Genomic DNA, 14151 nt, shown 5'->3' with positions numbered 1-14151 from the left:
CGGTTGACCCTTCCCGGCCCTCCGACCCCTGCGACGTGGACGCCCCCAGACTGCCCAGCACCCCACCCCGAATCACCTGAGAACCCCTGATTCCATCGCAAGCATGACCCTCGCGATATAAACCTCCACCCCACCCCCAATCCCCCACCCGCTCGGGGGCCTCGAACGAGCCCCACCCAAGGCCCGCCACCGTGGCGGAGAAGCACAAGCCTGTGCCTCCGCATGGGCAGGTCGAGCCACCGCGCGAGGCACCTCCCTCGTAGACGCATCAACCAGCCTGGCGCCCTCCACCCGTCTCACCCCGGCAACGCGATGACCCGCGCACTCGCACCGCCAACCCACCGCAAGAACCCCACCCCCAAGGCCACCTACACAGCCTCCCAACAGGCACTGCTCGCCGTGGCCGCCATCACCCCTGGCGGGTTCGCGACCACAACGGACCGGAACACGGCGGCTCAGGTGACAAGGGGGCGGGCGCTGCGCGGTTCGGGTCAGCGTGCCCGCCGCGTTCCCCGTCAGGCGGGGAACGACAGGGAGTGGCGATTCATCGCGGGCGGGGAGAGGAAACGGCCTCTGCCCGTTCACGCTGGCCAGAGGCCGTTCATCGGCGGAGGCTGTGGGATTCGAACCCACGGTGACATCGCGGCCACGACGGTTCCAGGACCACATCGCGCGAGGTGCCGAGTAGGAGGAATGCCTCGAAGGGGCCCGGCTGGCCACAGGTTGGCCACGAGCAGCCCTCGAAGAGGGTCACTGGTGGCCCTAACATCCGAACCCAGGCAGGCTGAGCCAGTAGACATCCACGGCCACTGGGGGGAGACACATGAGGGAAGGGCACCTTCTGATGGACCGCCAACCAGCCCTCTCCACGAAGCCCCAGACGAACCTCCCGGCCAACAGGCCAACCCTCAGACCCGCTTGGCAAAGGAGGCGTAAAGCTGCGGAATCCCGCATTACCTGCCAGTAAGTTGCCTGGTCAGCTCCTGTGCTCCCCGCGTATGCGGGGATGACCCCGAAGAGGAGCAGATCCTCGCGCTCTGCATGAGGTGCTCCCCGCGTATGCGGGGATGACCCCCACGCCCCTACCGCCCCCGCGCCTCCGTTCAGTGAGCCGGGTCTCCGCCGTCCAGGCAACCTGGTCGGGCTGCTAGCGGGGCAGAACTCGTACCGCAGCTCGTACAGGTGTCCGGCCTTGGCCATGGTGGTGGCCTCGATGGAGCGCTCGTTGTCGCTGTAGACGACGCGCATGGTGCGGAGGACGGGCAGGGCACTGGGAGACGGAGCGTCTCGTACCTCTCCAGATGGGCACACGCGCGGAGACCCGGTCCACGGTGTGACGAGGCGGGTACCCGAGTTCGGCCAGCACCGCCGGGGTGCCGCCACGGATCTTGCGGCGTTCGGTCAGGGCTGCGCCTCGGGCAAGCTCGGCCGGATAGTGGAACTCGGCCCGTTCCACCGGCTCTCCTCGTACCGCAACATCTGCCGGCGCACGAAGGCCGTGCCGGACTCTCCGAGGTCGAGCGCCTCCACGATCTCGGCCGGGGGGACGGACCTCACGGACGTCCAGGAGCACGATGCTTCCGCGCTTACCGCGACGACTGGCTACCGACAATTAGCGGTACTGCCCACCCGGTTCAGGAAGTCGGTCAATGTCGGCCGGGCGGATGGTCTCCTGAGGGCGCTTCCGAACGACACGACCGCCCGTCTGAACGCCGAAGGGGTGCCCGTCGAAGACGGGCACCCCTTCTGAGCTGGTCTTATGTTGACCTGGGCGGAGGCTGTGGGATTTGAACCCACGGTGACATCGCTGCCACGACGGTTTTCAAGACCACATCGCGCACGGCGCTGAACAGGAAGAATGGCCCGAAGGGGGCCCGGCTGGCCACAGGTTGGCCACAAGCGACCTATCAGACGGCCACTAGTGACCCTCGGGAGCGTTTCGATGACGTTATGCTGACAGCTGTCTGGGATGTGCCTCTCATCACCCAACGAATCGCCATTCGCGGAGTGGCAGTCACCCGAGGAGAGGACACAACATGCCAGATGAACAACCGCCTGATGAGTCAGGTGAATGCAAAGGCGATCCTGTGTGGTTTCGGCTGACCGTGGCCCTGCTCACCACAGTCACAGCGATCGCAGCGTGTGTCGAAGCGTTGGCTCGATAGCGAGCGAGCGGTAGCCGCCGAACGGACCTGTAAAGCAGGTCCGGCCGTATGGTAGTCGGCCGGACCCGCTCTAACGCTCCACGCTTGGGGCTTGGCTACGATCTCACCGTGGCCAAGCCCCCCTTTGCGTATACGCGCCCTGGAACGAGTACATCTCGAAACACGAATATGCAACGCCCAGCAGTTCCAATATAGCTGAGCTGAGCGCCACAAAAGCCTCTACCGAGTGCAATATTTGCAGGTCAGCCTGCATCCTTCGCTCCTCAAGGCACTTCCGTGAGACGGGTTGTAGGTTCGGCTGGCGTAGACAGCGTATTCTGAACTTCTCCCTGGCGATGCAGGGGTGGCCCCCCGTCACACGGAGTGCCTTGAGGGGCGTGACAGTGTTCCCCGCGCACGCGGGGGTGGTCCCGTGCGGGTGGCTTTTGCTGACCCGCTTAAGCGGTGTTCCCCGCGCACGCGGGGGTGGTCCACACCTTCGCGGCGGTCGCGCCGGCCTTGAGGTGGGTCTTCCCCGCGTATGCGGGGGTGGTCCTGGGCTTGGCCGGTATCGACCGCGTGTGGGTAGGTGTTCCCCGCGTATGCGGGATAACCTCCGTGCCTCCAACGCACCCACACCTCCCGATCAGTGAGCCAATCCCGCCGTGTATGCAGGCAGCCTGGAGGCAGCTCACTGATCAGAACTCGTACTGCAGCTCGTACAGGTGGCCGGCCTTGGCCATGGTGGTGGCCTCGATGGGGCGTTCGTTGTCGCTGTAGACGACGCGCAGGGTACGGAGGACGGGCAGGTCACTGGGGAGACGAAGCGCTTCGTACTGCTCCTGGGTGGGCACCCGCGCGGAGACCCGGTCGACGGTGTGACAAGGCGGGTACCCGAGTTCGGCCAGCAACGTCGGGGTGCCGCCACGGATCTTGCGACGTTCGGTCAGGGCTGTGCCTCGGGCGAGTTCGGCCGGGTAGTAGGACTCGACCCGTTCCACCGGCTCTTCGTCGTATCGCAGGATCTGCCGGCGCACGAAGGCGGTGCCGGACTCTCCGAGGTCAAGCGCCTCCGCGATCTCGGCCGGCGGCCGGACCTCGTCGACGTCCAGGAGCACGATGCTTCCGCGCTTACCGCGACGACTGGCCACCGACAACCAGCGGTACTGCGCTCCCGGTTCAGCAGGTTGCCCGGTGTCGGCCGGGCGGATGGTCTCCTGCCGATGCTCCCGGACGGTCACGGCCGCGCCAGCCCGACCGATCGCCAGCCCCTCGTCCTTGAGGACCTGCAACGCCTTCTGGATGGTGGCGTTCGACGCTTCGAACCGCTCCTTGAGACGCTGTGTCGAAGGCAGGTTGGCCCCTGGAGCAAGGTCCCCGGACATGATCTCCCCGCGCAGATCCGCTGCGATCCGCTCGTGCAACGGGCGCCGGTCAAAGGTGCCCTCGTCCGCTCTGGCCATGTCAGCCAACCTTCATGTCGTAACGGAGCCGCTGTTCCGTGGCGCGGAACACCGACACGTCCACCTGGAACGGCCTGACGCCGTCCTCGGTCACCCTGGTCAGGCACAGCACCGGATCCACTGAACCGAGGCCCAGGACCTGGCGCTCGTCCCCGTTCGGCATCCGCGCGAAGACCTCCTCATGCACACTGCGAGGTTCGTAGCCCAGCTCCGCGAGAAGAGTCACCGCACCTCCACGGATCTTGGCCTTCTGGGCCAGCCGGGTACCACGCGCAACGGCCAACGGGTAGTAGGTGTCGGTCAGTTCGACAGGCGTGTCGTCCAGGTAGATCACTCTGCGTCGCACCACGAGGCTCGACCCTTCCGGCTCGCCCAACTTCCTGGTGACCTCTGCCGGCGCCGTCACCTCGCCCACCTCCACCACCCGCTGGCTTCCAACACGGCCTCGTGCTTCCGCTTCCTCTGCCCACGCGTCGCGCTGGCCGTGGCGCCGTGGCGCCACGTACGGCGTCGAGGTGCTTACCCAGTTCTCCCTGGTCACTGCCTCACCTCCTATCGATCCCCACCACCCAACCTTGCCGCTTTACACGGTAAGCGCCAAGGCACACTCGATGCAGAATCTTGCCGCCTTTCGCAAATAGCAGTACAGTCGCCGCACGGAGACCTCTGTGAGACGGGGGCGAAGTGAGCGCTCGTTGTTTGAAGTGCACCGGCCTGTTGTGCAGGTCTGAATGGTGGCCGAGGGGACCAGAACTCCCTTGGGCGTGCGGGCGGTGGCCGTGGCCGGGTGATTCCGGTGCGGTCAGCTGAGCGAGTGGGACATCCCCATACCCGGCTTCGGTCGGGCAGATGGGCGCAATTGACCTCGGCAGCCGCCTGTACGTGTCCGCTTCAAGGGCGGCACACGGGCACCTGGAGAGGGCCTGTCGGGATGCCGTACCTGCGAGTAGCAGACCGGAGACGTGATGACCTCCACCGCGCTGCCGCTCGTCATGCACCCACGGCACCCCCGCCCCCACCGGCACCCCCGTGCCCTGGGGGCTCGGTGGCGTGGGCGCTTGATGAGCACCACGCACAACAACCAGCGCGCCGCCGGGAGTAGCAGCTCCCGGCGGCGCTGAACAGGACTGACTCGGAGGTCTCCTGTGACGTCGATGATCCCCGCCCCCGTGCGGGACAGCAACCACACCACCCACCACCCACACCCGCGCCTGTCTTCCCACACGCGGCCCCACCCCGGCCCGGGTGTTCGGCGGTTGAGTGTGGAGCAGGACGTGAACTGCTTCCTGGCCACGGCCCAGCAGCTTCTGGCGGACGGGATGCGGTCTAGGAAGGGCGGCCAGCCGGTGAAGGTGGTGGACTTCCTCGCCCTATACGCCCGCCGCCGCCACGGCCGACACACGGCCGCCGCGTCCCGGCTCCTGGCGGCGGCCCTGGGCCGTATCGGCACCTGCCCGAGCACGGTCACGGTCGCCGGCCTGGCCGCCCGTATCCGCACCGCCCGCCGCTACGAAGCCAGCGCCCCCGACGTGGGTGAGGCCCTGCGCCGGGTGAAGGCGGTGGCCTCCCGTACGTACTACGGCAAGCCGCGATCTCATTGTGGATCAAGTCCGGCATGGACCCGGCGGAAGCCGCATATCGTGCAGGCCACAGCCTCGCGGTGCTCTACCGGTTCTACGCCAAGCTCCTCAAGGGAGGCTCAGCAGCGGCCAATCGCCTCGTTGAACTGGGGCTTCGTGCTGAGGAATAGCGCTGATCCTGGCCCGCGTGTGGCCCACACGCCCTGATCGACCCCGGGAATCAGGGGGCCACCGTGAGACAAGGTGAACGTCAGAGGGCGGGCATCCGTATGGATGCCCGCCCTCTGACCTGCAAATTCTCTCACCTGGGCGGAGGCTGTGGGATTTGAACCCACGGTGACATCGCTGCCACGACGGTTTTCAAGACCGTTCCCTTCGGCCGCTCGGGCAAGCCTCCCGGTGCCGGCGTGGTGCCGGCACCGGGACAGGGTAGCGGTTTCGGGGGGCCGGGCGCTCGGGGGTTGCCGTACCGGGACGGGGTGCCCCCTCGTGTGCGAGGGACCCGGCGCCCACCGGTCGTGGGTGGTCCCGGTCGCGGCTGTGCCCCGGTTGGGAGGGGCGCCCCACCCGTACGTGGCGGCGGGGCCGGCGCGGGGCACCCCGTACGAGGTACGGGGTGCCCGAGGGGGAGGGTTACTCGTCGCCCTTGCGGGAGCCGAGGGTGACCTCCGCGGTCTTCTTCTCACCGTTCCGTTCGAAGGTCAGCGTGACCTTCTCGCCGGGCTTGTGCGTCCAGATCTGGCCGATCAGGGTCGGGCCGCTGTCGATCATGGTGTCGTTGAGCTTGGTGATCACGTCACCGGGCTTGACGCCGGCCTTGTCGGCGGGGCCGTCCGGGACGACGGCGGGGTCGCCGCCGCTGCCGTTCTTCGCCACGGTGGCGCCGTCGCCGCCGTCGGTGCCCATGTCGACCTGGACGCCGATGACCGGGTAGACCGCCTCGCCGTCCTTGATCAGCTCGGTGGCCACCCGCTGCGCCTGGTTGATGGGGATGGCGAAGCCGAGGCCGACGCTGCCACCGGAGGAGCTGCCGCCCTCGCCCCGGCCGGACTGGATGGCGGAGTTGACACCGATCACCGCGCCCTGGGCGTTGAGCAGCGGGCCACCGGAGTTACCGGGGTTGATGGACGCGTCGGTCTGTAGGGCGCTCATGTACGAGGCCTTGCTGCCCTGTCCGTCGCTGGAGGCCACCGGACGGTTCTTGGCGCTGACGATGCCGGTGGTGACCGTGCCGGAGAGGCCGTACGGGGCGCCGATGGCGATGGTGGCGTCACCGACCTTGACGTCTCCCGACCTGCCCAGCGGCAGGGGGGTGAGCTTGGCGTCGCCGGCGTTCTTGAGCTTGATCACCGCGACGTCGTACCCCTCGGCGCGACCGACGACCTCGGCGTTGTACTTCTTGCCGTCGGAGAAGGTGGCGGTCAGCCGGCCGCTGTCGGCGGCGTTGGCGACCACGTGGTTGTTGGTGACGATGTGGCCCTGCTTGTCGAAGACGAAGCCGGTACCCGTACCGCTCTCACCGCCGCCCTCGGACTCCAGGGTGACCACGCTGGGCAGCGCCTTGGCCGCTATGCCGGCGACCGACTTGGGGGAACGGTTGAGGGCCGAGGAGTCACCACTGTCGGCGGACACGGTGGTGCTGGAACCGGTGTCCTCGGCCGCCTTGAAGCCGATCGCCCCGCCGATACCGCCCAGGACCAGCGCGCCGACGAGCACCCCGGCCACCAGCAGGCCCGTCTTCTTACGCGGTCCGCCCGGAGGCGGAGGAGGGGGCGCGCCCCACGGGTTCTGGGTGCCGCCTCCGTGGTCACCCCAGCCGGTGGAACCGTGGCTGGCCGGCTGGCCGTACGGGCCGGTGGCCCCGGGGTTCGCCCCCGGGGTGCCGTATCCCGGGGTGCCGGTGGGGGGTTGGGGCGGGCCACCCTGGCCGCCCTGGCTGTCGTGGCCGCCCTGGCCGTACGGGCCGGGGGCGGGTGGTGGTCCGCTGGGTGGCTGCGGTGTCTGCTGGTCCCCCTGTTGGCCGCCCCACTGGGGGGCGGGCGCCGGGTTGCCGGTGGGGGTGCCGCCGGAGGGGGGGTTGGCCGGCGGCTGGGGGGCGTCCCCCGTGTTCGAGCCCTGCGGAGGGCTGGCCGGCGCCGGTGGCGCGGGGTTGGGCCCCGCCTCTGGCGTGTTGGCGGCGCCCTCGTTCTCGGTGCTCACAGCTGTCTCCTCAGTTGCTGGCCGCTCGGCGCCGCCCCCGGGCGGCCCTGGCCGGGGCCTTGGGGGCGGCCTGGACGTCGGGGGTGCCGACGTGTGCCCACGTGTTCCCGTCGTGTGCGTTGTTCATCATCGCCTGGCGACTTCGGCAACGCTCGGTGGCCTCGGTCGTCAGCCTCACTGTGCTTCAGCTTCCCGCATGTGCCATCAGCATCGCGTAAGCACGGCGCGTATCCCGGGTGGCAGGATGCTCGGGTGAGCAGTGTGCCCGTCCGTGAAGCCCGTGGCCCGCGTCCAGTGGCCGAGATCGAGGTGATCGCCCATCGGGGCGCCTCGGAGGAGGTACCCGAACACACTCTGGCGGCCTACCGCCAGGCCATCGAGGACGGGGCGGACGCCCTGGAGTGCGACGTACGGCTGACGGCTGACGGGCACCTGGTGTGTGTGCACGACCGTCGGGTGAACCGGACCTCCAACGGCCGGGGCGCGGTGTCCACCCTGGAGTTGGCGGACCTGGCCGCGCTGGACTTCGGTTCCTGGAAGGACCAGGAGGTCTCCGGTTCGCCGGACGGCCGGCAGGAGGTGCCGGACACCGAGGACTCCGAGCGCACCTCGGTGCTGACGCTGGAACGGTTGTTGCGGCTGGTGGCCGAGTCGCCCCGTGCGGTGGGGCTGGCCGTTGAGACCAAGCATCCGACGCGTTGGGCGGGTCGGGTGGAGGAGCGGTTGCTGGAGTTGCTGGGGCGGGCCCAACCGGCGTTCCCGGTACGGGTGATGAGCTTCTCGGCGCGGTCGTTGCAGCGGATCCACCGGGGCGCTCCGGCGGTTCCCACGGTGCTGTTGATGCAGTTGTTGCTGCCCAGGCACCGGGACGGGAGGTTGCCCCGTGGGGTGGACATCGCCGGTCCGGCGATACGCATCCTGCGGGCGCGGCCGGAGTACGTGGAGCGGGCGCACCGGGCGGGGCACCCGGTACACGTGTGGACGGTGGACGAGCGGGCGGACGTGGAGTTGTGCGCCCGGCTGGGGGTGGACGCGATCATCACCAACCGTCCGCGTACGGTGCGGCGGTGGTTGGACGAGTGGGCCAACCGGTCCGGGTGAACGGTGGTGGGGCGGGCGGGCGTTGGTTGACCGTACGCCTTCGGCCGCTGAAGGTCGGCGTGACCTGGCCGTGACCCGGGTGTGGGGCCGCTGTGACGTGTGGGGTGAGGTGCCGGCAACTCCGAACACGTCGGCCTCGAAAGGCGGTTGGGCGGTTCTGTGCGTCCGCGTGCGAACCGGGGCCCGCAAAGCCCGAGTTCGCGACATTTCCCGAGGCCCATAAGGGGACACTTGTCAACTGTCCGTATATACGGGGCCGTTACCGGGAGTGGGTGATCCCGTGCTGTCGGTCGTCGTGGGGGATCTGTGGGTCAGACCACCGCGACAAGGCGGTTTCCGGCCTCGTCCCTTCGGGAATTCATTCACTCGGCGTGGGGCGTAAGGAGGTTCCGGGGGTGGCCTTGATGGTGGCACGACAGGTGCCGACCGCATCGACGATGGCCGTACCTCACGGCCCGGCGGGCGTGGGGATGGCACGACGCCGTATGCGGAAGGAACTACTCGCGTACGGCGCCGACGAGTCGATCGTCGACGACGCGGTACTGATCCTTTCCGAACTGCTCAGCAACTCGGCGCGTCACGCGCGCCCTCTGGACGACGGCGAGAACGTACAGGCCAGTTGGACCCAGGACACCTCGGGGGAGCTGACCATAGCGGTCACCGACGGCGGCGGGGCCACCGTCCCCAGGCCGTCGACCCCCTCGGTCTCGGCCCGTGGCGGGCGGGGGCTGGCCATCATCACCAACCTGGCCTGCGACTGGGGTGTGGAGGACGGCCGGCCGAACCGGTCCCGTCGGGCACGCCGGGGGCACCAGGAGCGGCACTCCGGGGAGCGCCGTCGCGAACACCTGCGGATGGCCGGCAGTTCGGACCCGGCGGCCGTCACCGTCTGGGCCACGCTGCCCAGTCGTGAGGAGTTCCGTCAGGACATCGGCCCGGATCTGGCGCGGCTGGACCGCGAACTGGACCTGGACGAGATCGCTTAGCCCCCACGGCGGGAAGGGCTAGGCTGCGCAACGTCCGTCAGACGTATACGCAGGAGCCCGCGCCATGGCGAAAAAGCGCCGTCCCCAGACCTCCCGGAACAAGGCCGCCACCTTCAGCGGGGGCGAGGTGCCCGAAGTCGGCGCACGAGAGCCCTGCCCCTGTGGTTCGGGCCGCCGCTACAAGGCGTGTCACGGTCGCGCCGCCGCCCAGGCGGTCACCGAGCTGGTACGTCGCCCCTTCGAGGGCCTGCCCGCGGAGTGCGACTGGGTGGCGCTGCGGGAACTGGTCCCGGCCGCCACGGTTCCCCTGACCCTGCGCGAGCCGTTGCCCGAGGGTGTGCCGGCCGTGACCCTGGCGACCGTACTGCCCATGGCCTGGCCCGGCCTGCGCAGGGAGAGCGGCGAGGTACTCCTCGGCCTGCAGAACGACACCCCCTCCGGCGACCTCAGCCGCGACCTGGCCGACGTCCTGCGGCGGGCGTTGTCCGCCGAGCCCGGCACTCCGGTGGCCGCCGAGCGGCCGGACCCCGACGGTCCCCGGCTCCAGGACCTGCTGGATCCGAACGGCCCCTTCGTTCCCGAGGTGCACGAGGGCTTCGAGTTCTGGGTGGACGAGGCGGACCAGTCCAACAGCGAGGTCGCCGCTTCCCTGGAGCGGGCCAACTCGGCGGCCATCCCCACGGTTCGGCTGCCCGGGCTGGAGGGCGCGTACTGGTGCGAGGCCAGCGAGAAGAACCACCTGCGCTGGGTGATGCCGCACGACGAGGAGCGGCTGCTGGACGCGTTGGGGCGGCTGCACGCCTCCGGCGCCTCGTCGTTGGGCGAGGACACCCGGCTGGTGGGTTCCTTCCGGGCGCACGGGCTGATGGTGCCGGTGTGGGACCTGCCGTCCACGATGGGCGCGGCCGACTGCGAGAAGCCGGCGGTGGAGTTCCAGACCCGGCTGGCGGAGGCTCTCGCGTCCACCGCGCCGCTCAGTGCCGAGGAGCGGAAGGCCCGCAGTGGCTTCACCAACCGACAGATCACCCTGAGCTGAGCCGGGTGCTCCACCAGGTGGTGTGGGGGACGTGTTGACCTCTCGGAGGACGTGACTCTGGTCACACCACCCCTTCTCCACCTGTAGAAGCGCGGGGTGGGGCGTCTGGAATTCCACGATCGAATTTACGGACAGCCCATCTCTTGTTACCGTTTTCAAAGCCCGATCGCTGGTGCATCCCCCGTCGCCAGCGATCGGGCCTTTTCGGTATCCGGGCCCTTGGTCGGACCCTCCGCTTCCGCCGTCCGCCGTCGACCCAACTCCCTCGCACCCAGGGGAGGTTGACGCTGGCGGACCACCGTTCGTCGACCCCGGATAGCGGGCCCCGCCGCCCTTTCGGAGCGGTGCCACGCAATTCGAGCGGGAGCTTTTCCGCACGGTCGTACGGACATTCCGAAGGACACTCACAGGAGTGGCCGGGGTACCGGATTCGGCACGTCGAGCGGGGGACGAAACGGGCAGTTGTCACAGGCCGGGGCCGGGTACGCGAAGCCCTCGGCGGCGCGGCCCTCCGCGCACGCTTCAAGAGATGAAGGCGACATGACTGGCCCACCCCGGGGCGACGCCCCGTCGCGCCACGGAGGGTGTCGACGCCGTCCTACGCCCAAGGGTTACCGCTCAGCGGCCGGGGAAACCCCGCTTCACGTCAGCCCGAAACTCCCCCGTCAGACGCCGTCGGCCCGACCGCCCGGCCCACGGCCGGGCCCGCGTCAGTAGGTCAGCCTGCTGCCGCCACCGGGCGCCGCCGCGGCGACCTCCACCAGCACGTCCAGCAGGTCGGCGACCCCGGGCAGCCAGGGCCGGCCGGCCTCCACGGCCGGTGGCCGCTCCCAGCGGACCTGCCCCGAACCGGTACGGGACGGGGGCAGCGGGAGGTAGCCGTCCTGGTGGTGGAAGCGCAGGCTGCTGGGCACCCAGTCCTGGGCGTACAGCAACTCGCCCAGTTCCTCCAGGCCGTACGGGCGCACCAGCAGGCTGAACCGCTCGCGGGCGGCCACCACCGGGCCCACCCTGATACCCCGACGGTCGAAGAGGGGCAGCGCCTGGGCGCCGGCCACGGCCGGCAGGCTGATGGCACAAGGGGACAGGGATCCGGCCACCGGGGCGGCGGTGGCCAGGATGATCGGCGCCTCGGGGGTGCGCGTCCACCACCAGTGGATCATCGCCGGGTCGGTGGTGGCCGCCAGCAGCACCGGGTCGTGCGGGTGGGCGCCGGGCACCGCGCAGTCCGGCTGGCCACAGGAGCAGTGGGCCGCCGTGGACGACGGCGCGGGGGAGGGTGAGGTGGCCGGGGTGGCCGTTCTGTGTTCCGCGGTGGTGGCCGTGGCGCCGGGCAGTACGGGCCAGCGCCACTGGCCGGCGTAACTCATCGCCGCGTCACGCAGCGGGTTGGAGGTCCTGCGTCGCCTTCCGAGGATCTCGCGCATCCGCGCTCGTTCCTTTCCGTGAACGCCAAGGGTCGTTCCGTCCAGGGCCGTTGGGCCTTTGGGCGCGTCCTCGACCGAGTCCATCACAAAACGTGGAACAGTCATCACCATGCGTAGCAGGCAGCGCATCACGCCTGGATCTAGCGTGTCTCTTGGCGAGGAATCGTGCTCGACTAGCTCAAGGGGCTTTCCTCGCACCGCATTTGGCCTTCGTCATACAGACGCCGCGCGGAACGGAGGGGTTCCGCCGGCCCTCTGGGCCAGGTGCCGCATGGGGTACGCACCCGCGGATACCGGGTGCCGCGCCCTCGGCGGCGGGGGTGAAGCGTTGCCGGGTAACTCCAGTCGACAGCAAACGACAGGGGAAGGAACAGTTTTTCGCCAGACTGCCCGAGACAGGCCACCGAGGCCTCTACAACGGGTTCGCGCAGGACACCCATGACGGCCGCTGGACAATGCTGGACATCCCCTCACCAGTGCGTGTACATGTGGAGACATGGAGAGCTGAGCGGCAGGACATGGGGGTTTGCGATGCTACAGAGCAGCATGAACCGCACGGGAAGCCGCCGAGCATGAAGGCCCCCCGCTCCTCGAATGTGGCTGGAATCAAACGGTCTTCTGGCACCCCGGAGGCCACCTCACCAGCAACGGACGCACCAGAAGCCCCAGAGGGCCCCCCGGAGGACAGAGACGTCTCAGCCGATTCCCCCTCCTCCACCGCACCTCCACCCACGTCCCCCTCGGAGCCCGTGTCCCCGCCCGAAGGTCCCTCGCCCGCCCCGTCCCAGGAAGCACCGGGCGGGACGCGTCCCATCGAGCGCCTCACCGCCGTACAGGACCGGCTCGCCGGGTGGATTTCCGACCTGACCGCCCTGCACGACCTGACCGAACGGCTGGCCCGCACCGACACCCTGGACGGGGCTCTGCACGAACTGCTGCGGGCCGGGGCGACCCTGGTGGGTGCGCAGCGGGGCATGATCGCCCTGGAGGCGCCGAAGGGGTTCGGGCCGGAGCACATCCTCGGACTGGGCCTGGGGCGCGCCGAGTTGGGCGAGATCGAGACGGTGCCCCGCGCCTCCGCCTCCTACGCCCGGCTGCTGGACGGGCTCCCCCTGCCCGAGCAGCCGCAACGTCCGCCCCAGGACGGGGAGGAGGTGATGATCGCGGCCACCCACCGGGTGGAGATCGTGCACGCCGACATCGCCTCCGACGCCAGCCTGGACCCCCTGCACCGCGAGGTCGCCGCCCGGCTGGGGATGGCCGCCAGTTACGCCCTGGCGCTGGCCACCGAGGACAGTGACCGGATGGGGGCGGCGGTGTGGTTCTACGACGAGCCGGCCGAGCCCACCCAGCGGCAGCGGCACCTGTTGAGCCTCTACGCCCGTTACGCCAGTGAACACGTCGCGCGGCAGATGGAGTTGTCGCGCGCCCGGGAGACCACCGCGATCATCAACGAGGAGTTGCTGCCCACGCGGTTGCCTCTGGTCAACGGGGTGACCCTGGCGGTGCGCCACCAGGCGGCGCCGGAGGGTGGCGGTGACTGGTTCGACGCCCTGGCGCTGCCCGAGGGTGCGCTGGGCCTGTCCGTGGGCGGGGTCGACGGTGGCGGCCCCAGGGCGATGGCGGCCATGGGGCGGATGCGGGCCTCGATGCGGGCGTACGCGGTGATGGAGGGCGAGGACCCGGTGGCGGTCCTGTCCGACCTGGAGTTGCTGTTGCGGCTGACCGAGCCGGGCCGTACGGCGACCGCGCTGTTCGGGTACGCCGAACCGGAGTCCCGGACGCTGGTGGTGGCCGGCGCCGGCCACTGTCCGCCCCTGATCATCGGGCCGTACCGCACGGAGTTCGCGGAGACCTCGCTGTCCGCGCCGCTGGGGATGCTGGCCTGCTGGGAGGCGCCGAGTGTGACGCTCAGTCCTCAGCCAGGCGAAACGGTCCTGCTCTACACCGACGGACTGCTGCACCGCACCGGCAAGCCGATGGAGCTGGCCTTCGCCGCCCTACAGCAGGCGGCGGCCAACGCCCCCGCCCAGGTCAGGGACGAACCGGAGCTGTTGCTCGACCACCTGCTGCGTACCGTACTGCCCAACCCGGCGGAGGCCGGCGACACCGCGCGGCTGGCGGAGGCGGGCGAGGACCTGGTGCTGCTGGCCGCCCAGTTCGACTGACCCGGCCACCCGTACCGGCACGCCCGCCCTCTGCCCCTGGCCAGGGC

Annotated in this window: 10 protein-coding genes and 1 tRNA gene; 6 read left to right on the top strand and 5 right to left on the bottom strand. The window is 69.7% G+C overall.

Going from position 1 to position 14151, the window contains the following annotated elements:
- Window positions 1-1333 precede the first annotated feature (1333 nt).
- A complete protein-coding gene (locus tag ABZT14_RS11695) occupies window positions 1334-1750 on the top strand; it encodes a hypothetical protein (protein ID WP_356299791.1) in 417 nt (138 codons plus the stop codon).
- Between the two features lie 1092 nt (window positions 1751-2842).
- Here ABZT14_RS11695 and ABZT14_RS11690 read toward each other — a convergent pair.
- Window positions 2843-3607, bottom strand: a complete 765-nt coding sequence (locus ABZT14_RS11690) for a GntR family transcriptional regulator (RefSeq protein WP_356299789.1) — start codon at window positions 3605-3607, stop codon at window positions 2843-2845.
- Between the two features lies 1 nt (window position 3608).
- On the bottom strand, window positions 3609-4148 hold the full coding sequence (locus ABZT14_RS11685) for a UTRA domain-containing protein (protein WP_356299787.1): 540 nt from the start codon (window positions 4146-4148) through the stop codon (window positions 3609-3611).
- 715 nt (window positions 4149-4863) lie between these two features.
- Between ABZT14_RS11685 and ABZT14_RS11680 the strand changes: the two genes are divergently transcribed.
- Complete coding sequence (locus ABZT14_RS11680; RefSeq protein WP_356299785.1) at window positions 4864-5394, top strand: hypothetical protein; 531 nt, start codon at window positions 4864-4866, stop codon at window positions 5392-5394.
- Window positions 5395-5497: 103 nt separating this feature from the next.
- Here ABZT14_RS11680 and ABZT14_RS11675 read toward each other — a convergent pair.
- Together ABZT14_RS11675 and ABZT14_RS11670 are read right to left on the bottom strand one after the other, a co-directional pair.
- Window positions 5498-5584: transfer RNA gene (locus tag ABZT14_RS11675), tRNA-Ser, on the bottom strand.
- A 236-nt stretch (window positions 5585-5820) separates the two neighbouring features.
- Window positions 5821-7386 carry a trypsin-like peptidase domain-containing protein gene (locus tag ABZT14_RS11670; RefSeq protein WP_356299783.1) on the bottom strand — a complete coding sequence of 522 codons (1566 nt, stop codon included), beginning with the start codon at window positions 7384-7386 and terminating at the stop codon, window positions 5821-5823.
- Window positions 7387-7638: 252 nt separating this feature from the next.
- Between ABZT14_RS11670 and ABZT14_RS11665 the strand changes: the two genes are divergently transcribed.
- The 3 genes from ABZT14_RS11665 (at window position 7639) to ABZT14_RS11655 (ending at window position 10509) form a co-directional block, all read left to right on the top strand.
- A complete protein-coding gene (locus ABZT14_RS11665; RefSeq protein ID WP_356299781.1) occupies window positions 7639-8487 on the top strand; it encodes a glycerophosphodiester phosphodiesterase in 849 nt (282 codons plus the stop codon).
- Window positions 8488-8882: 395 nt separating this feature from the next.
- Window positions 8883-9473: an ATP-binding protein gene (locus tag ABZT14_RS11660; protein ID WP_356299779.1), complete on the top strand. Its 591-nt coding sequence runs from the start codon at window positions 8883-8885 to the stop codon at window positions 9471-9473.
- Window positions 9474-9537: 64 nt separating this feature from the next.
- Complete coding sequence (locus tag ABZT14_RS11655) at window positions 9538-10509, top strand: DUF5926 family protein (protein ID WP_356299777.1); 972 nt, start codon at window positions 9538-9540, stop codon at window positions 10507-10509.
- 710 nt (window positions 10510-11219) lie between these two features.
- Here ABZT14_RS11655 and ABZT14_RS11650 read toward each other — a convergent pair.
- Complete coding sequence (locus ABZT14_RS11650) at window positions 11220-11936, bottom strand: bifunctional DNA primase/polymerase (RefSeq protein WP_356299775.1); 717 nt, start codon at window positions 11934-11936, stop codon at window positions 11220-11222.
- 455 nt (window positions 11937-12391) lie between these two features.
- On the opposite strand from ABZT14_RS11650, the gene ABZT14_RS11645 reads away from it, so the two are divergent.
- Window positions 12392-14104, top strand: coding sequence for a SpoIIE family protein phosphatase (locus ABZT14_RS11645; protein ID WP_356299773.1), 1713 nt, complete (start codon window positions 12392-12394; stop codon window positions 14102-14104).
- Window positions 14105-14151 lie beyond the last annotated feature (47 nt).

It is taken from the genome of Streptomyces sp. NPDC005438 (genome assembly GCF_040606315.1).
GTDB lineage: Bacteria > Actinomycetota > Actinomycetes > Streptomycetales > Streptomycetaceae > Streptomyces.
This window is presented reverse-complemented; position numbering and strand designations above follow the sequence as displayed.